The organism is Flavobacterium sp. 83 (assembly GCF_000744835.1).
In the GTDB taxonomy this organism is placed as follows: Bacteria; Bacteroidota; Bacteroidia; order Flavobacteriales; family Flavobacteriaceae; genus Flavobacterium.
In genome coordinates, this window is record NZ_JQMS01000001.1 from 1,382,411 (window position 1) to 1,402,446 (window position 20,036).

General features: G+C 33.9%; 20 protein-coding genes. 7 read left to right on the forward strand and 13 right to left on the reverse strand.

Annotated features, from left to right (window positions below; genetic code table 11):
• Positions 1 to 53: 53 nt before the first annotated feature.
• From T410_RS06035 to T410_RS06050, 4 genes are all read right to left on the reverse strand, one after another.
• Complete coding sequence (locus tag T410_RS06035; protein ID WP_035669494.1) at positions 54 to 2,552, reverse strand: DUF5686 family protein; 2,499 nt, start codon at positions 2,550 to 2,552, stop codon at positions 54 to 56.
• Between the two features lie 116 nt (positions 2,553 to 2,668).
• Positions 2,669 to 3,232: a ribosome recycling factor gene (frr, locus tag T410_RS06040; RefSeq protein WP_035669496.1), complete on the reverse strand. Its 564-nt coding sequence runs from the start codon at positions 3,230 to 3,232 to the stop codon at positions 2,669 to 2,671.
• A 49-nt stretch (positions 3,233 to 3,281) separates the two neighbouring features.
• A complete protein-coding gene (gene pyrH / locus T410_RS06045) occupies positions 3,282 to 3,989 on the reverse strand; it encodes a UMP kinase (RefSeq protein WP_035669498.1) in 708 nt (235 codons plus the stop codon).
• Between the two features lie 68 nt (positions 3,990 to 4,057).
• Complete coding sequence (locus tag T410_RS06050; protein WP_035669500.1) at positions 4,058 to 4,837, reverse strand: patatin-like phospholipase family protein; 780 nt, start codon at positions 4,835 to 4,837, stop codon at positions 4,058 to 4,060.
• 106 nt (positions 4,838 to 4,943) lie between these two features.
• Here T410_RS06050 and T410_RS06055 point away from each other — a divergent pair, with 106 nt between their 5' ends.
• Positions 4,944 to 5,546: a thioredoxin family protein gene (locus tag T410_RS06055; protein WP_035669503.1), complete on the forward strand. Its 603-nt coding sequence runs from the start codon at positions 4,944 to 4,946 to the stop codon at positions 5,544 to 5,546.
• Between the two features lie 368 nt (positions 5,547 to 5,914).
• On the opposite strand, the gene truB is transcribed toward T410_RS06055, so the two are convergent.
• Genes truB through T410_RS06075 form a run of 4 tightly spaced genes read right to left on the reverse strand, consistent with a single transcriptional unit; the run spans position 5,915 to position 8,578 of the window.
• Positions 5,915 to 6,613, reverse strand: a complete 699-nt coding sequence (gene truB, locus T410_RS06060) for a tRNA pseudouridine(55) synthase TruB (protein ID WP_035669506.1) — start codon at positions 6,611 to 6,613, stop codon at positions 5,915 to 5,917.
• Positions 6,613 to 7,413: an undecaprenyl-diphosphate phosphatase gene (locus T410_RS06065; protein WP_035669509.1), complete on the reverse strand. Its 801-nt coding sequence runs from the start codon at positions 7,411 to 7,413 to the stop codon at positions 6,613 to 6,615. Before T410_RS06065 ends, truB begins: the two co-directional genes overlap by 1 nt.
• Complete coding sequence (locus T410_RS06070) at positions 7,414 to 7,656, reverse strand: DUF3098 domain-containing protein (protein ID WP_035669513.1); 243 nt, start codon at positions 7,654 to 7,656, stop codon at positions 7,414 to 7,416.
• Between the two features lie 46 nt (positions 7,657 to 7,702).
• A complete protein-coding gene (locus tag T410_RS06075) occupies positions 7,703 to 8,578 on the reverse strand; it encodes an ABC transporter permease (RefSeq protein WP_035669516.1) in 876 nt (291 codons plus the stop codon).
• Between the two features lie 222 nt (positions 8,579 to 8,800).
• Between T410_RS06075 and leuS the strand changes: the two genes are divergently transcribed.
• Together leuS and T410_RS06085 are read left to right on the forward strand one after the other, a co-directional pair.
• Positions 8,801 to 11,692: a leucine--tRNA ligase gene (leuS, locus tag T410_RS06080; RefSeq protein ID WP_035669519.1), complete on the forward strand. Its 2,892-nt coding sequence runs from the start codon at positions 8,801 to 8,803 to the stop codon at positions 11,690 to 11,692.
• A gap of 195 nt (positions 11,693 to 11,887) precedes the next feature.
• Positions 11,888 to 12,577: a zinc metallopeptidase gene (locus T410_RS06085; protein ID WP_152556933.1), complete on the forward strand. Its 690-nt coding sequence runs from the start codon at positions 11,888 to 11,890 to the stop codon at positions 12,575 to 12,577.
• Positions 12,578 to 12,618: 41 nt separating this feature from the next.
• On the opposite strand, the gene T410_RS06090 is transcribed toward T410_RS06085, so the two are convergent.
• From T410_RS06090 to T410_RS06105, 4 genes are all read right to left on the reverse strand, one after another.
• Entirely contained in the window at positions 12,619 to 12,975 is a 357-nt protein-coding gene (locus tag T410_RS06090) for a hypothetical protein (RefSeq protein ID WP_035669521.1), read from the reverse strand.
• Positions 12,976 to 13,015: 40 nt separating this feature from the next.
• Positions 13,016 to 13,216, reverse strand: coding sequence for a hypothetical protein (locus tag T410_RS17320; protein WP_369793014.1), 201 nt, complete (start codon positions 13,214 to 13,216; stop codon positions 13,016 to 13,018).
• A 349-nt stretch (positions 13,217 to 13,565) separates the two neighbouring features.
• Positions 13,566 to 14,315 (reverse strand): uroporphyrinogen-III synthase, encoded by a 750-nt coding sequence (locus T410_RS06100; RefSeq protein WP_035669523.1) that lies wholly within the window; start codon positions 14,313 to 14,315, stop codon positions 13,566 to 13,568.
• 13 nt (positions 14,316 to 14,328) lie between these two features.
• Entirely contained in the window at positions 14,329 to 15,000 is a 672-nt protein-coding gene (locus tag T410_RS06105) for a DUF4271 domain-containing protein (RefSeq protein ID WP_035669525.1), read from the reverse strand.
• Between the two features lie 105 nt (positions 15,001 to 15,105).
• On the opposite strand from T410_RS06105, the gene T410_RS06110 reads away from it, so the two are divergent.
• Genes T410_RS06110 through T410_RS06120 form a run of 3 tightly spaced genes read left to right on the forward strand, consistent with a single transcriptional unit; the run spans position 15,106 to position 17,642 of the window.
• The gene (locus T410_RS06110; protein WP_035669527.1) at positions 15,106 to 15,831 is read left to right on the forward strand and encodes a polyprenol monophosphomannose synthase; all 726 of its coding nucleotides are present in this window, start codon (positions 15,106 to 15,108) and stop codon (positions 15,829 to 15,831) included.
• 12 nt (positions 15,832 to 15,843) lie between these two features.
• Positions 15,844 to 17,184, forward strand: a complete 1,341-nt coding sequence (locus tag T410_RS06115) for a dihydroorotase (protein ID WP_035669529.1) — start codon at positions 15,844 to 15,846, stop codon at positions 17,182 to 17,184.
• Positions 17,185 to 17,195: 11 nt separating this feature from the next.
• A complete protein-coding gene (locus T410_RS06120) occupies positions 17,196 to 17,642 on the forward strand; it encodes a DUF4296 domain-containing protein (protein ID WP_035669531.1) in 447 nt (148 codons plus the stop codon).
• Here T410_RS06120 and T410_RS06125 read toward each other — a convergent pair.
• The gene (locus tag T410_RS06125) at positions 17,639 to 18,634 is read right to left on the reverse strand and encodes an NAD-dependent epimerase/dehydratase family protein (protein ID WP_035669532.1); all 996 of its coding nucleotides are present in this window, start codon (positions 18,632 to 18,634) and stop codon (positions 17,639 to 17,641) included. The genes T410_RS06120 and T410_RS06125 overlap by 4 nt on opposite strands.
• A 91-nt stretch (positions 18,635 to 18,725) precedes the next feature.
• Between T410_RS06125 and tyrS the strand changes: the two genes are divergently transcribed.
• Entirely contained in the window at positions 18,726 to 20,024 is a 1,299-nt protein-coding gene (gene tyrS / locus T410_RS06130) for a tyrosine--tRNA ligase (RefSeq protein WP_035669534.1), read from the forward strand.
• The last annotated feature ends 12 nt before the right edge of the window (positions 20,025 to 20,036 follow it).

The window sequence follows — 20,036 nt, forward strand, 5'->3', positions numbered from 1 at the left end:
AAATAAATAAAGTTCTGCTTTTCTATAAAAAAGTCAGGACTTTGTTTTTTAGTTTAAAGGCCTAAATTAAGTACGTAGTTTATTTTTACAGCAATATTATCTTCAAATTTAGGAAGTTGATTCGGGCCGTAACGGTAAAATGCGCTTATTCCCAAGCCTTTAAAAATTTGGTTGAGTTCTATTCCTGATTCAAAAAAACCTTTATTTAAAGTTTTGTAATCGACACCAACATGTTGTTCTGGTTTTTTCATGTTTCCCCAAGCCATTCGGGATACAAGGACTAAGGAAGGTTTTATTTTTTTGAATATAGTAACCCGACTAAAGCTGTGCTTGAATTGAAAAAAAGCAAATTCACTGGAGAAAAATTCATTAAAATACATGGTTTCAAAGCTGTTTTTTCCTGCAAAAGTAATTCTTTGAATTATTGTTTCTTTATTTAAGTTGTTAGGGGAAGTATTGTACAAATGGGTCAATGGAATGTCGCCAAAAGCATATCCCGCTTCAAAAATCAAACTCGTTTTTTGACCATTTAAATACTTTTTTTCATATTCTGTTTTGAAGTCAATTTTACTGAAGACAAAATTATTTTGCCATATTTTTGGTAGTGATTGCGTGTATTGAAAGGTAAATTTCGGAAAACGTTTTTCTACTTCGATTCTTCCTGTTGGTGTTTGCATATAATCACTGAAAGGATTCCATCGCAACGAAACCATAGCTGTTGTCATCGTATAATTAGAATATAATTTTCCATTCAGATTATAAATATAATTGAATTTGGGTTCAACAACAGAATGGGATAGTTCCCATATACTTTCTGTTTTAGGGATGATTTTAGTTTCTATAAATGTTTTCCAACTCACATATTTGTAAAATGTACTGATGTTTATAGGTCTTGGATCATAGAGTTTAAAAATTCTTTTATCTATTGCGTAGGAAGTACTGGCAATTTCCCGAACATCATCAGTGTAGGAAGCACCAATCCAGGAATTAGAGAATTTCCCCACCCGAGTTGCCGTTCCTAAATTATACTTGAAATTGCCATCCTTTGTACCATATGCAGAATAGCCTTCAATTCTATATTTTTTTGAAAAATCTTCGTTTGTGATACCGCCTATTCCCAGTCGGAAGCCTTCGTAATTATTGTAGCTGAATAATTTTCGAAGATCTAAGTCAAACTTTCCTATCGGCAAATAACCATTGATGATTTTTCTACCAAAACGGATGCGACTTTCGATTCTTTTTTTTACGGAAATGCTATCAAGTGCCAAATAGGTATTATGGCTTCGACTGTCTAGGCTGTCTTTTCTGTAAGTATTCCAAAAATTTTCAGGTTTGTTAATAGCATCATCTTTAATCTCGATGTAAATGGATGCTTTTTTAATTTCTATTGGAGTATTATAATGAATATCAAAATTATTGCTTTGCGATAACAAGTAAGTATAATCTGAGGCTTCTTTTTTTCGTCGTTTAAAATCTTTTTCGACATCACCATCAAATTGAATGGTTCCCCCCAGAATTTTTAGGTCGTCATCATTTTTGCCTTTTACTATTTTAAAAGTTTTATCAGATGGGAACCATAAGTTCTCACTGGGAATGTATTTAAAATTATGTGTTCCGCTAATGTCAAGTACGCCTTTTATGCGCATAATGGCTTTGGCGACAGCAAAATTATTTTGATCAATATAAAGTACGCCTTCCAGTCCGGATGCTTTTCTTTTCTTCTTGTTCTTGAAATAAATCATATAGGTATTCCTACCATCTATTGTCAAAGAATCGAGTATTTTGTAGTTGTAGTCTTTTAAAGCATCATTAGCAATTGGACTATTGTATTTGGTTTCAAAAAGTTCATAACTCGAATCATAAATCGAGAAAGATTGCAAATTAAAAGCGAGGATTTCATAAATAGGTTGTTTGAAACCAGCCATTTTAGTACCTAAAATCGTTTCCTTTAATTTCGAATTATGGAATTGGTATTGCGACACTTTTTCGGTTTGAAACAAATGTTGTTTTCGAATAATTTCTTTAAACTTATAATCCGAGGAATCAATTTTGGAGAATTTTTTCCCAATGGATTTCTGTATGAAAACTGAATCAATTCTACCATCAATAGAGTCAGGATTAGCAGTTACAATTAATTTATTGTAGGATTTAAACTCAAAACTGCGTAGTTTTTTTTGGGGATTATTGTTGTTTTTGTTTTCAATTACTTTCTTTATAATTAGCAAAGCCGGATTCTCTTTTGGAATAACCACCTCGTTGAGGTCGTGCAATTTTTGAGAAAGCACTACGATATAATAGTTTTTGTTTTTTTGAATAAAAACAGTCGCTTTGGTGAAACCAATATAAGAAACATCAAAAGTTGAAAAGGGAATTGAAGATAAAATACTGAATTTACCATCAACATCAGTGATGGTATTAGTACCGTTATTTACAGTAATGCTGGCAAAAGGAAGTGGTTTATTTGTGGAGGCTTCTTTTACAATCCCATTTGCCTGAAATTGCGCATGTAGCGAAATCGTAAATAAAAAGAACAACAAACACAATTGCTTCATAAATACATTTTATTACAAAACGGGTACAACCTCATTTTGTTATAGTAAAAATAAGAATAAAAAATCCGTCTCGTAATTTTGACGGGACGGATTTTTAATATTGATTGATAGAGAACTTAAACCTTCATAATCTCAGCTTCTTTCAGTACTAGAAGTTCATCTATTTTTCTGATAAAACCATTGGTTAAGTTTTGAACTTCTTCTTCGGCACTTTTGCAAATGTCTTCGGATGTTCCCTCTTTTTCTAGTTTTTTAATCTCAGTATTGGCGTCTTTTCTTGCGTTACGAATACCAATTTTTGCATCTTCGGCTTCTACTTTTGCTTGTTTGGCAAGTTCACGTCTTCTTTCTTCAGTTAATGCAGGAACGCTTATGATTATTACATCACCGTTGTTCATTGGATTAAAACCAATGTTTGCTATCATAATCGCTTTTTCGATTGCTTGTAGCATGTTTTTTTCAAATGGCTGCAAAGTGATCGTTCTTGCATCAGGAACACTGATTTTAGATACTTGTGAAAGAGGTGTTGCTGAGCCATAATAATCTACAAAAACACTTCCTAACATTGCAGGAGATGCTTTTCCGGCACGAATATTTAAAAATTCTTTTTCTAAATGAGCAATAGAACCAGTCATCGATTCTTTAGTGCTATCTAATATAAATTCAATTTCTTCAGTCATAATTTTAGATTTCTTAGATTTTTAGATTTAGGACTATCTAACCATCTATTTATATATTTACTACTGTTCCTATGTTTTCTCCTGAGCAAATTTTCAATAGATTTCCTAATTTGTTCATGTCAAAAACTACAATGGGTAGTTTGTTTTCCTGGCTTAATGTGAATGCTGTGGTGTCCATTACGTTCAGTCCTTTTTTAAGGACATCATCAAAAGAAATAAAGTCAAATTTCACAGCGGAAGCATTTTTCTCAGGATCACAATCATAAACACCATCAACACGAGTTCCTTTTAGTATTACATCAGAGTCAATTTCTACACCACGCAAAACAGCAGCGGTATCAGTTGTAAAATAAGGGTTTCCTGTTCCTGCACCAAAAATCACAATTCTTCCTTTTTCAAGATGACGAACGGCTCTTCTTTTGATATAAGGCTCGGCGATTGATTCCATTTTTAAGGCGGTCTGCAAACGAGTTTTCATTCCTTTATCCTCTAATGCGCCTTGCAAAGCCATTCCGTTAATTACTGTAGCTAACATTCCCATATAATCTCCTTGCACTCTGTCCATTCCTGCACTTGCTCCGGCAACTCCTCTAAAAATATTTCCACCACCTATTACAATGGCTATTTCTACTCCTTTATCATGAATTTGCTTAATTTCGTCAGCATATTCAGCTAATCTTTTTGGGTCAATTCCGTAGTGCATATCGCCCATTAAAGCTTCGCCACTTAGTTTTAGAAGAATTCTTTTATATTTCATTTTTGTGTTGCGTTGATTGGTGCAAATATATGCATATTCTGTTTTTTAAAAAAAGCGTTCCCTAAATTTTATAAATTAAGTTTTTCATAGGATTTTTTTGTGGCTTCATAGCCAATATTGAAAATAGCATCCATTTTTATTTTATTTGTTTCAAAAGTGCTGTAAAGGCACAAATCCTTTGGCTCAATAACCCAATCGCAAACGTTGAATTTATGCATATTTGAATTTGCCGAAAGGATATCAAAAGCACGGGTGGTTACAGCTTTTATGGAACTCAAGTCTTTAGCTTCAATTTTTTGAATTGGACTTACATAAACACCAATGACGGTTTCACATTGTCCTTGAAGGATATCTGTGGGGAAATGATTTAAGATACCACCGTCACTATACAGTTTTCCTTTGATTTCGTACGGAGACAAAATTCCGGGGAATGCTGATGAGGCTAAAATAGCATCAATAATGGTTGTTTCAGAACCAAATATTTTTAGTCTCCCTCTAACCATATCAGTTGCTGTAATGTGAATTGGAATCTTTAAGTCCGCTAGCAAGGCATCTTTGAAAATAGCATGAAAATAGCTTTTGAATGATTCCGAATCAATCAGACCGGCTTTTGTGAAGGTAAAATGTTTCCAATGAAAAAGGTAGATAGACTTAAAAAATTCCAGGATTTCATCCGGTGTTTTCCCCCACGCATACAAGGCGCCAACAATTGAACCAGCACTTGTTCCAGCAATTCGAGAAGGGAAAATGTTTTTTTCTTCCAAGAATTTAATGGCTCCTGCGTGTGCGATGCCTTTTGATCCTCCGCCAGATAATACCAGTCCTATTGATTTCGTTTTTAAATCCATTCTTACATATTTATTATAAAATTACTCTTTTTGTGGAATTGTAACTGATATAAGTCATATTTAAACCCCGTTTTTATGGTAACTTTGTGTGAATAAAGATTTTATCATGAAAGCAACTATAGCTAAAGCATTATTTCACAGTCATTCGTATTCTGAATATAGAAAATTGGTTTCTGATTTATTATTGGAAGGGAAATCAACAGGGAATGAACAATCCGAAAATTTGACACATTACAGTTCTTTGAATGAAACGCGCATGGATCGTTTGGATAAAACAATAAGAATTCCAGATGAGAATATCTTGAAATTAAAAAACTTAGAAAATCATTACATTTGGTTGGTTATTTCCGAAGGCTGGTGTGGAGATACAGCGCAAATAGTGCCTGTTCTTAATAAAATGGTCATCGCTTCCGAAGATAAAATTGAAATGAGAATTGTTTTGCGTGATGAAAACGAGGAGTTGATGGACTTATTTTTGACGAATAAAAAGAAAGCGATTCCGAAATTAATCATAATTGATAAAGCAACAGGAAGTCTGATTGGCAGTTGGGGGCCAAGACCAAAAGGTGCAACGGATTTGATAAATGATTACAAAAATAAATTTGGGGTTATTGATGAAAAAGTTAAAATAGAATTACAATTGTGGTATTTAAAAGATAAAGGTCTAAGAACGCAAAACGAAGTGATTGACTTGATACAGAATATTTAAAGGTAAAAAATAGGTTTAGTGATGTGTGTTTTTTCTATATCAAAAAAATGTTTTTATTTTTTGTTGAATCAAAAAAAAATCGTAATTTAGTAACAGCCAACCAGATTTACTATTTTATTTACGCTTTGCTTTTTTTATAGGTGTTTAAATATTGTTTCAATTTTAAAAAACATCATTATGAAAAAACTATTTGAAAGGTTTTATGATTATTTATCGCGTTTACTATTTGGAGGTAAAAACTTAACTCATTATTAAAACCAACGGCGTAGCCCAGTAAACAAAAAAGTATGGATTAAAACTACTTTAACTTTTTAGAAAAGACACATCGCAAGTTCAATTTTGTATTTGTCATGTGTTTTTGCTTTTGATTACAATTGAGGAGCTAAACTTTGTTCAAATACCTCAACATTTATTCCGTTAGTTACATTGTAATCTCCGATTTTTGTGCGGCGTAAAGCGGTTAAATGCGAACCTGAATTCATGGCCTTTCCAAAATCGAAAGCCAGTGAACGAATGTAGGTTCCCTTGCTGCAAACTACTCTGAAATCGACTTCAGGAAGTTCAATTCTTGTAATTTCAAATTCGTGTATAGTTGTTTTTCTAGTTGCAATTTCTACTGTTTCTCCTGCTCTGGCATGCTCGTACAAGCGAACGCCGTCTTTTTTTATAGCAGAGTAAATAGGTGGTTTCTGGTCGATTTCCCCCAAAAATTGTTTTACGGTTTCCGTGATTAAAGCCTCGTTAATATGTTCAATTGGAAATGTTTGGTCAATTTCGGTTTCTAAATCGTACGAAGGAGTAGTCGCTCCAATATGAAAAGTCCCTGTGTATTCTTTGGCTTGACCTTGAAGTTCCGTAATTCTTTTTGTAAATTTTCCCGTGCATACTAAAAGCAATCCCGTTGCCAAAGGATCTAAAGTTCCAGCATGACCAATCTTAAATTTTTTTGGAAGTCCCATTTTGGTTATCAAAGCCCATTTCATTTTATTCACTGCCTGGAAAGAAGTCCAATTCAAAGGTTTGTCAATGAGTATAATCTGTCCTTCTAAAAAATCTTCGGTTGTCATTAAATAATAGTCAATGGATGAATGAAAAAGTGGATTATTAACAGTATAATTCCAGCTATAATTCTGTAATAACCAAAAATCTTAAATCCTTTTCGGCTTAAAAAACCTATGAATGATTTTATTGCTAAAAGTGCGACAATAAATGCCACCACATTGCCAATGATAAGAAAGTTGATTTGCTCGTGCGTCAATACATATCCGTCTTTGTAATAGTCGTAACATTTTTTTGCGGTAGCACCTAACATGGTAGGAACGGCAAGGAAAAAGGAGAATTCTGCGGCAGTAGTTCGAGATAGTTTCTGAGACATTCCGCCTACGATACTAGCACCACTTCGTGAAACACCCGGAATCATGGCAAGACATTGAAACATTCCAATTTTAAATGCTTGCAGGTAAGTAATTTCCTTACTTACTGGATATCCAACTTCTGGAACTGCAAACCAATCATCTACTTTTAGTAAAATGATTCCTCCTATCAAAAGAGAAACGGCAACAGTAACCGGACTTTCCAGTAAAGCGTCTATTTTTTTGCTGAAAAGCAATCCAAAAACAACTGCGGGAATAAAAGCAACCAGTAATTTGAAATAAAAATCAAAGGATTGAAAGAATCTTTTAAAATATAAAACGACAACCGAAAGAATAGCCCCCAATTGAATAACAATAGTAAAAAGTTTCGTAAAATCATCATGTGCAATTCCAAAAAAAGAAGATGCGATAATCATGTGACCGGTAGAAGAAACAGGTAGAAATTCAGTGATTCCTTCAATAATGGCAAGAATAATTGCTTGTAAAGTATTCATTTATGCTTTTTTTGGGTTTTTAAGAATGGCATAAACGGTGATTCCAAAACCGATTAAAACAGTTGTTGGAGCAAGACGAATTCTTCTGAAATCGAAGATTGCTTCGCTAAACACTTTTGGATCATTACTTCCACCACCTGACATTAGAATAAATCCTAAAGCAATTACTCCAATCCCAATTAATAGGATTTTATAATTTATTTTATCAAAAAGGAATTCTTGTTTTTGATTGTTATCTTTCATTTATGCTGAATTATAATGCTGTTTTTTTTATATCTGTAATCTTAAATTAATAAAGATCGTCCGTTCTTAAGTTTAAAAATCGTTGTGTTGCAAAATATGTACTTAGCCAAGTAATTACAATACCAATGCCTAAAACACCTAATAAAACTAAGCTAACTAATAATTTGTCGTCAAGAATACCAAGGTCGGGAAAATTAGTTTGAACGTAAACCAAAACGCCAATCAATGCTAAAATGGCTAAACCTGCACCAATCATCCCCAGTTTTATGCTTCGCATCACAAATGGCTTTCTGATAAATGCTTTTGTAGCTCCTACCATTTGCATGGTTTTGATGATAAATCGATTCGAATGTATGGATAAACGTAAAGAGCTGTTGATTAATAAAACGGCAATAACGGTGAAAAATCCGCTAATAATTAAAATCCACATACTCACTTTTTTGATATTATCATTGACAAGATTTACTAATTGTTTGTCATAAACAATATCCGAAATCATAGCGTTTTTGCGTAAACGAGTTTCTATTTTTGCAATACTATCCTTGATTACATAATCTGCTTTTAAGTGAATATCGTAGGAGTTTTGCAAAGGGTTTTCGCCAAGAAATTCCATAAAATCCTCACCTATAATATCAGTATGTTGCTTTGCAGCAGCTTCTTTGGTAACGTAAACAGATGATTTTGCAAAAGGAGCTGTTTTTAATTCAGTTCCAAAAGCTTTCAGGATACTGTCATTAGCATCGTTTTTGAAAAACACTGTCATGGCAATTTTTTCCTTGAAATCATCGGCCAGTTTTTTAGAATTTATAATGAAAAACCCTAACATTCCTAATAGGAATAGCACTAAGAATACACTTAATACTACTGAAAAATAAGAAGAAATTAACCTGCGTTTTTGAAATTTATCAAAGGAAGAACTCATAGTTTATTTAAATTATGGGGTAAAAATAATAAAGAATTTCTTTATTTAAAGTTAATAACGCTCAAAGTTTTAACTTTCGTACAATAAACGTAAATTTGGCACCTGAAAATAGTCATCGCAATAAAACTTAGAACCTTAGTTACTCAGTTACTCACAACCTTAAAAAAATGACTTGAGTATGCGATAGCATGAATCCATTAAAAGAACAATTAAGAAAGTAGAATGAAATACAATCCGAACGAAATAGAGGCCAAATGGCAGAAATATTGGTTAGATAACGCAACTTTTAAAGCTGAAAACAACTCAACAAAACCTAAATATTATGTCCTAGATATGTTTCCTTATCCATCTGGAGCGGGATTGCACGTAGGACATCCGCTGGGATACATCGCTTCCGATGTGTATTCCAGATACAAAAGACACCAAGGTTTTAATGTCTTACACCCAATGGGCTACGACAGTTTTGGTTTGCCTGCGGAACAATACGCTATTCAAACGGGACAACGTCCGGAAGATACGACTTCGGTAAATATTGACGGAGGAACAGATAAAGAAGGAAATAAAATTGCGGGTTACAGAAAGCAATTGGACAAAATTGGATTCTCTTTCGATTGGAGCAGAGAAGTCCGTACCTCAAATCCGGATTATTACAAACACACCCAATGGATTTTCATCCAATTATTCAATTCTTGGTACAATAAAAACAGCGATAAAGCCGAAGATATTTCGACTTTGGTTTCCATTTTTTCAACAGAAGGAAATGCAAATGTCAATGCGGTTTGCGATGAAAATATTGAAGCATTTTCTGCCAATAAATGGAACGCTTTCGCAAAAGAACAGCAGGAGAGAATTTTGTTGCAATACAGATTGACGTATTTAGCCGAGACTGAGGTGAATTGGTGTCCGGGATTAGGAACGGTTTTGGCAAATGACGAAATTGTAAATGGCGTTTCGGAGCGTGGCGGTTTTACGGTGGTGCGCAAGAAAATGACGCAATGGAGCATGAGAATTTCGGCTTATGCAGAACGTTTGTTGCAAGGTTTGAACGTTATTGATTGGAGCGAAAGCATCAAAGAAAGTCAAAGAAACTGGATTGGTAAATCCGTTGGGGCTACTGTAGAATTCAATGTCATCCCGAGCGCAGTCGAGGGAACTTCTCCTAAAATTGCGGTTTTCACGACAAGACCTGATACTATTTTTGGGGTTACGTTTATGACTTTGGCTCCAGAACATGAATTGGTTTCACAAATTACAACTGCAGAACAAAAAGCGGATGTAGAAGCTTATATAGAAAAAACATCAAAACGTTCCGAAAGAGAGCGTATGGCTGATGTGAAAACCATTTCGGGAGTATTCACCGGAGCGTATGCAGAACATCCGTTTACGAAAGAACCAATTCCGGTTTGGATTGGGGATTATGTTTTGGCAGGTTACGGAACAGGCGCTGTTATGGCGGTTCCTTGTGGTGACGAAAGAGATTATGCGTTTGCGAATTTCTTCAAAGGGCAAAACGGAATGCAGGAAATCAAGAACATTTTTGACAAAGATATATCTGAGGCTGCTTTTGGAGCCAAAGAAGGTTTTCAACTGGTAGATTCTGATTTCCTAAATGGATTAGATTATAAAAAAGGAACTCAAAAAGTAATTGAAGAATTAGAAAAAATAAACCAAGGAAAAGGAAAAACGAATTACCGTTTGCGTGATGCTGTTTTCTCTCGTCAGCGTTATTGGGGAGAACCGTTTCCGGTATATTATGTGAATGGCTTGCCGCAAATGATTGATGCGAAACATTTGCCAATCATCTTGCCAGAAGTAGAGAAGTATTTGCCAACTGAAGATGGTTTGCCACCTTTAGGAAATGCTTTGGTCTGGGCTTGGGACAGTGTAAAAAACAAAGTTGTTTCTACCGATCTTGTCAACTCGAGCGCAGTCGAGGGTCAAACGATATTTGCTTTAGAATTGAACACGATGCCGGGTTGGGCAGGAAGTTCTTGGTATTGGATGCGTTATATGGATGCACACGATGAAAATGAATTTGCGAGTAAAGACGCGCTTGCGTATTGGGAAAGCGTAGATTTATACATTGGCGGAAGCGAACACGCAACAGGTCACTTATTGTATTCCCGTTTTTGGAACAAATTCCTAAAAGACAAAGGTTTTGCACCAACGGAAGAACCGTTCAAAAAACTGATTAATCAGGGAATGATTTTGGGAATGAGTGCTTTTGTGTATAGATTAGACGGAACAAATGCGTATGTTTCTAAAAATAAAATCGATGGACAAAAAGTGCAGCCTATTCATGTTGATGTTTCAATGGTAAATTCATCTGATGAATTAGATATTGCAAGATTCAAAAGTTGGAGAGAGGATTATGCTGATGCAGAATTCATCACCGAAGAAAACGGAAAATACATTGTAGGTCGCGAAATCGAAAAAATGTCAAAATCCAAATACAATGTGGTTACTCCAGATGATATTTGTAATGAATATGGAGCGGATACGTTGCGTTTGTATGAAATGTTCTTAGGACCATTGGAGCAAGCAAAACCTTGGAACACTGCAGGAATTTCGGGAGTTTTTGGTTTCTTGAAAAAACTGTGTCGTTTGTATTTTGATGATAATGGTTTGATTGTGAATAATGAAGCGCCTACGAAAGACAACTTGAAATCATTGCACAAAACCATCAAAAAAGTAGCGGAAGATATCGAGGGTTTCTCTTTTAATACATCGGTTTCTCAGTTTATGATTTGTGTGAATGAATTGTCCACTCAAAACTGTCATTCTCGTGCAATTTTGGAACCATTGGCAATTGTGATTTCGCCCTATGCGCCACACATCGCTGAAGAGTTATGGTCGTTGTTAGGGAATTCAGGTTCGATTGCAACAGTTGCTTTTCCAGTATTCGATGCACAGCATTTGGTAGAAAGTAGCAAGGAATATCCGGTTTCTTTCAACGGAAAAATGCGTTTCACGATGGTTTTACCTTTGGATTTAACCAAGGAAGAAATCGAGGAAATCGTAATGAAAGATGAAAGAACCATCAAGCAATTAGAAGGAAGAACGCCAAATAAGGTGATTATTGTTCCAGGAAAAATAATCAATTTGGTGGGGTAATACCTTCTTCAATAAATATATTAAAATCCAAATTCCAAAATCATTTTTGGAATTTGGATTTTTTGTTTCAATTCATAAAATCCTTGCAAATCCATTTTATCCGCGTTCCATTTTTCCAATGCCAAATTGACACTGTAAATAATTGGTTCAAAATTTGATGTTTTATTTTAAACATTTAAAAAAATAAACAAAAATATGGGAATGAGTTATTTGATTCTTGCTGGAGCAATTATGCTATTTAGCTGGTTAGTTAGTTCAAGACTGAAAAGCAAATTTGAACATTATTCTAAATTACAATTACAAAACGGAATGAGCGGAGCTGAAATCGCCGAAAAAATGCTTGCTGATAATGGAATTCGCGATGTGAGAGTAATTTCGGTTGCGGGACAATTAACGGATCATTACAATCCAGTTGATAAAACGGTGAATTTAAGTGAAGCGGTTTACAACCAACGAAATGCTGCTGCTGCTGCTGTTGCTGCTCACGAATGTGGTCACGCGGTGCAACATGCTGTAGGATATCAATGGTTGACGATGCGATCGCAATTAGTTCCAATCGTAAATGTGGCTTCAACATACATGCAGTGGATTTTGCTCGCAGGAATCTTAATGATGAAAACTTTTCCTCAATTGTTATTAGTGGGAATCGTGATTTTTGCCGCAACAACTTTGTTTTCGATTGTTACTTTACCGGTAGAATATGATGCGAGCAATCGTGCATTGGCTTGGTTAGAAAATAAAAGAATGTTGACACCACAAGAGCAGGCAGGAGCAAAAGATTCGCTTAAATGGGCAGCGAGAACCTATGTAGTGGCTGCTTTAGGGTCAATTGCTACGTTGCTGTACTATGTTTCTATTTATATGGGAGGAAACAGAAGAAATTAAAAAAAAAATCCGTCTATTTAGACGGATTTTTTAGAAAAGTATTATTCAGGCATATTTTGTTGCTGCCATTTTACTAAAACTGCAATTAGACTGTCATTTAATGCTGGTTTTTTATTTCTAGGAGGCATAAATTTTCGATCTTCTTGAGGCAATTTAACACGGTCAATTATTGCCCCGATATTTTCCTTCACATGGATATAGTTTTCTAAAGGTTCTTTTCTTCCTTGAGGAGGAATATGACATGGTGTACAACTAGTTTCGATAATTGGTTTGATATCCTTATTGTAGCTTAATTCTTTTTGTACTGCGGTATATTCAGTTCCTTTTTTTGTGGAGTTGCAGTTCATTAAAACAATAGCGAAAGGAAGTATTACAAGGGTAAGTTTTATTTTTCTCATACGGTTTTATTTTTTTTGCTTTTAAAGTTAAGTTTTTCTTTCAATTTGTTTTGTCTAAGGATATGGAGGTTTCTGTTCTGGAAATACCTTTATAGCCTTGATTTTGGTATTTAGTAAATGTATTAATGTTTGCGTCGTCGAGGCAAATGATTTTGATTAAAATAAACCAGTTTTCCGTGTGTAATGGCATTTCAATACTTTGTAAATTTTCTATAATTCCCTTACTACTTCTGGATTTCATCCAGCTTTATCTAAGAAAATCCCAACATAAGTAATCGTGTCATAACCTAAAAAGTAAACTTTGATCCCGAAACTCCTATTTTGGTTGCGATTTGAAGAATTGACTTTCCGGTATCGTTCAATAGGTTTCTGAAAATTCTTTATCGATGCCGTCTGTTTTTACTAAGAGGGAATTTATTTTCATGAGTTATTATTTGAACTAAAATGTAGTATTTAGTTTTAATTCTAAATCAAATTTAAGTAAAAAGCGATTAGTAAAATGAGTGTAGTGGTATTTTTCTAATTGTTAGAAATAAAAAAAGCCATTCGGATTGCGAATGGCTTTGTAGTTTTATCTAAAAAGTACTATTTTATTTTCCTTTATTAGCTTCGATAATGTATTTTTCTAAAGCCATTGTCATCGATGGTGTTGCTGGCGTTGGTGCTAGAATATCCACTCTAAGCCCATGATCCAATGCTTCTTTTTGTGTAGTACTTCCAAAAACGGCAATACGAGTGTTGTTTTGCTTGAAGTCAGGGAAGTTTTTAAACAATGATTTTATCCCGGTTGGACTAAAGAAAGCCAGAACATCATAATAGACATCAGCTAAGTCAGACAGGTCACTCATCACCGTTTTATAAAACACGGCTGGTGTCCAGTCTACCTTCAAAGCATTCAGCGTTATTGGCGCATCGGCATTCAATTGATCTGAAGCTGGTAATAAGAATTTTTCGTCTTTGTATTTTTTTATCAATGGTGATAAATCAGCAAAATCTTTAGGTCCTACGTAAATTTTACGTTTTCTATACACAACGTATTTTTGCAGGTAAAATGCAATTGCTTCTGACTGGCAGAAATATTTCAGTCCTTCAGGAACTTTAAACCGCATTTCATCAGCAACTCTAAAGAAATGATCTACAGCATTTTTGCTTGTCAAAATAATTGCTGTGTAATGATTGAGATCGATTTTTTGAAGTCTAATCTCTTTTGCATTAACGCCTTCTACATGAATAAAAGGTCTGAAATCAATTTTAACTTTATGCTTTTGTTGAAGCTCAAAATAAGGGGAATTTTCCACTTTAGGTTCGGGCTGTGACACCAAAATTGTTTTCACTTTCATATTTTAACATTTTCTACGCACTCCCTTTTGTGAGCCAATAATACATAAAATAATAGGGGGCTATTTCAAGAGCGCAAAGATATAAAATAAAATAAAACAACTTACCGAATATTAAGTTTTGATAGTTTTTTATTGAAATTGAATATGTTAAAACATTTATTATCAATACAGTAGCGATAATAAATAATGGAATATTTCTTGATATTGTGTCGTAATAGAACAGAATAATATTGATTGGTAGTATAAATAATCCAATATAGGTTCTGTAAGTTACTTTTTGGAGGTTAAATTGTTCTACAAATTCCTCCATATTGAATGCTGTACCGATAATTTTTTCTATGAGATATTTCGATAAAATAAAAAAGATAAGAAATGTGATTATTTGAATATATAAAATCCAATCTGTTTTTGTAGCATATCCAAACTGACTTAATGAAATCTGAATGAAAAATGCAAATGAAACAACTTGAACAAAAAACAATGCAATGGTAAAGCCACTTTTAAGATGGCTGCTGTCTTTATAAATTTTAGTGTATTTATCTGAAAAAATTAATTTGGAGAAATCGCCAAAACGGTTTTCAAAAACTGATTTAGTAATAGCAATAATAGCTAAAGACAACACAAATAAAAGTGTAGCCCAATCTTTATTTCCGATTATCCTTGGATGAAGTACGTGTTCAATCATAGCGACGCAAAATTACTATTTTTTTGCATCATTCTTTTTTATTATAAATTTATTATGAATCAAATGGCATAAAAAGTTTACTTTTGCGTTGAAATTACTCAAAAGATGAACGATTGTATTGTTATAATTCCTACCTATAACGAAATTGAAAATATCGAAAGCATTATCAGAACAGTGCTTTCTCAACACAAGCTTTTTCATGTTCTTATTATTGATGATAATTCGCCTGATGGTACTGCGGATAGAGTAGTTATGCTTCAGTCTGAATTTAAAGGCAGGTTGTTTTTGGAAAAAAGAGCAAAAAAAGCAGGATTAGGAACTGCGTATGTACATGGTTTTAAATGGGCTTTAGAGCGTAAATATGATTTTATTTTTGAAATGGATGCGGATTTCTCACATAATCCAAGTGATTTAGAGAAATTGTATAATGCCTGTCATTTAGGAGATGCTGATTTAGCAATTGGTTCCAGGTATGTAACAGGTGTAAATGTAGTGAACTGGCCTTTGAGTCGTGTTTTACTATCCTATTTTGCCTCTGTTTATGTACGCTTTATAACTGGAATGAAAATTCATGATGCAACTGCAGGTTTTGTTTGTTACAAAAGACAAGTATTGGAAAGCATTGATTTAAATAAAATAAAATTTGTAGGGTATGCTTTTCAAATTGAAATGAAATACAGAACCTACTGTAAAAAATTTCAAATTGTTGAGGTACCTATCATTTTTACGGATAGGACTAAAGGGCAATCCAAAATGAGTAATTTAATTATTAAAGAAGCAATTTTGGGAGTTATTTCACTTAGATTAAAAAAATTAGTCAACACATTATAAGAAGAAGATACGATGAATAGGATTTTAATTAAGAATGCCAAAATAGTAAATGAAGGAACGATTTTTGAAGGCGATGTATTAATTGAAGATGACTTAATTGTTGAAATTGCGGAAAGCATTAGCGCTAAATCTTCTCAATGTAAAATAATCGATGCCGAAGGAAATTACTTAATTCCTGGAGCGATTGATGATCAAGTTCATTTTAGAGAGCCAGGTCTAACCTACAAAGGAGATATTGAATCAGAATCTAAAGCTGCAGTTGCTGGAGGAATTACATCTTACATTGAGCAGCCAAACACGGTTCCAAACGCGGTAACCCAAGAAATTTTAGAAGAAAAATATCAAATCGCTGCCGAGAAATCCTATGCGAACTATTCTTTTATGATGGGTGCTACAAATGATAATTTAGAAGAAGTTCTAAAAACAAATCCAAAGAATGTTGCAGGAATAAAAATATTTTTAGGTTCATCAACCGGAAATATGTTGGTCGATAACGAAGCTACTTTAGAGAAAATATTCTCCAGCACGCCTATGCTTATCGCTGTTCATTGTGAGGACGAAACGACCATCAAAAATAATCTTGAAAAGTACAAAGAAGAGTTTGGAGAAGATGTTCCTGTAACGGTTCATCACCTGATCAGAAGCGAAGAAGCGTGCTATATTTCCTCTTCAAAAGCAATTGCTTTGGCTAAGAAAACCGGCGCACGTTTGCATATATTTCATCTTTCGACTGCTAAAGAAATGGATTTGTTTACCAATAAAATTCCATTGGAAGACAAGAAAATCACTGCTGAAGTTTGTGTTCATCATTTATGGTTTACCAATGATGATTATGCAACCAAAGGCAATTTAATCAAATGGAATCCAGCCGTAAAAACTGCTAATGATAGAAAAGTGCTTTGGGAAGCATTGCTTGACGACCGTATTGATGTGGTTGCCACTGATCACGCTCCGCATACACTAGAAGAGAAAAAGCTACCCTATCTAAAGGCTCCTTCAGGCGGTCCATTAGTTCAGCATGCTGTTGTGGCTATGTTTGAAGCGCATCACCAAGGTAAAATCAGCATTGAGAAAATTGTTGAAAAAATGTGCCATAATCCGGCTAAGATTTTCAAAATTGAAAAACGTGGTTTTATAAAAGAAGGCTATTATGCGGATTTGGTTATTATCAATTCAGGTTTGCCGTGGAGTGTAAAGAAAGAAAATATTCTTGCTAAATGTGGATGGTCTCCATTTGAAGGATTTACGTTTAAATCAAGAATAACGCATACTTTTGTAAACGGACAATTAGTGTATACCGCTTTCAAAGTAAAAGAAATTCGTGCCGGAAAACGATTGTTGTTTGATAGGTAAATAAGGAGTATATGAAGAAAGTAATAGCATTTTTAGTGATTGTTGCAGTTCTTGTAAGCTGTAAGGATGCGGTTTTAAAAAAACCAAGTCGACTTATAGAAAAAGACAAAATGATTGATATTATGTATGATTTATCACTTTTAGAAGCTATAAAATACCAAAATCCTATTTCTTTAGATACTTTTAAAATAAATCCTAAAGTATATATTTATAAAAAATATAAGATTGACAGTCTACAATTTTCTAAAAGCAATACGTATTATGCTTCTAATTATGAAGAGTATTCAGGTATTGTAGGTCAAGTTAATGATAGGTTGACTAAAAATAAAATTGCTGTTAATGCCACAATTAAGGCTGAAGAGAAAAAGAAAAAGAAGAAAAATTCAGTTGTAAAGACAGTTTCGCCTACTAGTAAAATGATAGATTCTTTAGAGATACAACAAAGAAAAAGGCTTTAATTATATAAAGTTGAAATTTCTCTAATGTATTGATGGATTTCTAAAAAATCTGTTTTTAAAATAGCTGTGATTTTTTCATTGGAATACTTGTTTGTAGAATATGATGCTTCTGCAGTTGAGCTAGGCAATTTTCTCTTTTGCATAAAAATATTTGATAGAACCCAGTCTATTCGACAAAAAACATTTATAAAAAACGGGTTTATATGAATGTTAGGTCTTTTTACAAGTAGCGAATCAGCAATACTGTTCAAGACTTCTCGGAAAACGATGTTTTTTGCAATTAATGTAAATCGTTCATTGTGAATTTCGCTTTTCATTAATTGAGCTGCAATTCGGACTACATCTGTCACGGCGACAAACCCAGAACTTCCCAAGGTGTAAAATGATAATCCTTTTTTTACTTTCGTAAAAAGTTGACCGCTTCCCTGTTCCCAAAAACCAGGACCAATAATAACACCGGGATTTACAATTATAACTTGCAATCCTTCCTGTTGTCCACGCCAAATCTCCATTTCGGCGCCATATTTAGAAATAGCATAATCGCTGTGCGGCTTTTCGGGATTCCATTCAGTTTCTTCCGTAATTAGATTTTCATGGGCTGCTAAATCTCCAAGCGCAGCAATAGAGCTTACAAAACACAATTTTTTTATAGTATTGGCAATACAAAAATTGACAATATTTGCAGTTCCCTCAATATTAGTTTTCCGAATTAAATTTTCGTCTTTTGGATCGAAAGATATCAAAGCTGCACAATGATAAACATAATCGATTCCCACGAATGCAATTTCTAATGTAGGAATGTCTGTTATGTCTGATTGAATCCACTCGATAGTATCAAACAAGTTCGATTTTTTGTATAAATGAAATAGATTTTTAGTCTTTTCTATACTTCTTGTAGTGCGATAAATGGCACGTACATTTTCTCCATTTTCAATTAAATGAAGCAATACATGCGCACCTACTAAACCTGTTCCTCCTGTGACTAAAATCATTTGGTAAAGATAATAGATTGTTCGATTTTATATAGATAGATTTTCAAATTATGCAATTAAAACTATCTTTGTGCAAATTGATTTTTATAAAATGAAAAATATTATTTCCGAATTACAATGGCGTGGTTTAGTTCATGACATTATGCCTGGGACCGAAGAGCAACTTCTAAAAGAAATGACGACTACTTATATAGGATTTGATCCAACATCTGATTCCTTACATATTGGAAGTTTGGTTCCTATAATTCTTTTGGTTCATTTGAAAAATTTTGGTCACAAACCTATTGCATTGGTTGGTGGAGCTACAGGAATGATCGGGGATCCATCCGGTAAATCTGATGAGAGAAATCTTTTGGATGAAGCTACTTTGAATCATAATGTAGATGGGATAAAAAGTGTTTTATCTCGTTTTTTAGATTTTAATTCGAATGAAATAAACGCGGCAGTTCTGGTAAATAATTATGATTGGATGAAGAATTTGTCATTCATTAATTTCGCTCGTGACGTGGGTAAAAGAATCACCGTAAATTATATGATGGCCAAAGATTCTGTAAAGAAAAGATTGTCAGGCGAAGGTGAAGGGATGTCATTTACAGAGTTTACGTACCAATTAATTCAAGGATATGATTTTTACCATTTGCATAAAGAATACAACTGTTTGTTGCAAATGGGAGGTTCTGACCAATGGGGAAATATTACTACTGGAACTGAATTAGTTCGTCGTATGAATGTAGGTGAAGAGGCTAAAGCATTCGCGATGACTTGTCCTTTAATAACAAAAGCGGATGGTTCTAAATTTGGTAAATCAGAAGGAGGGAATGTTTGGTTAACTGCTGATAAAACTTCGGTTTATAAATTTTACCAGTTTTGGTTGAATACTACTGATGTTGATGCAGAGAAATACATTAAGATTTTTACTTTTTTAGACAAAGAGACAATAGATAAACTTATTGAAGAACATAAAACGGCTCCGCATTTAAGAGTTTTACAAAGAAGACTGGCCGAAGAGTTAACGGTTTTTGTTCATTCAAAAGAAGATTTAGAAAAAGCTATTAAAGCTTCTAATATTTTGTTTGGAAATGCAACTGCCGATGATTTGAAACAATTAGACGAGGCTACTTTCCTAGAAGTTTTTGAAGGTGTTCCTCAAGCTGAAATTGCCAGAAATGAAATCGAAGTCGGACTTGATATTGTAACCGTTTTGAATGAAAAAACAGCGTTTATGAAGTCAAATGGTGAGGCAAGACGTGCTTTGACTGCAAATTCAATATCTGTCAATAAAGAAAAAGTTACAGAAGAATTTGTGCTTTCGACCAAAGATTTGATTAACAACCAATTTGTGTTGTTGCAAAGCGGAAAGAAAAATTATTTTGTAGTAAGAATTGTTTAACAGCTTAATTGG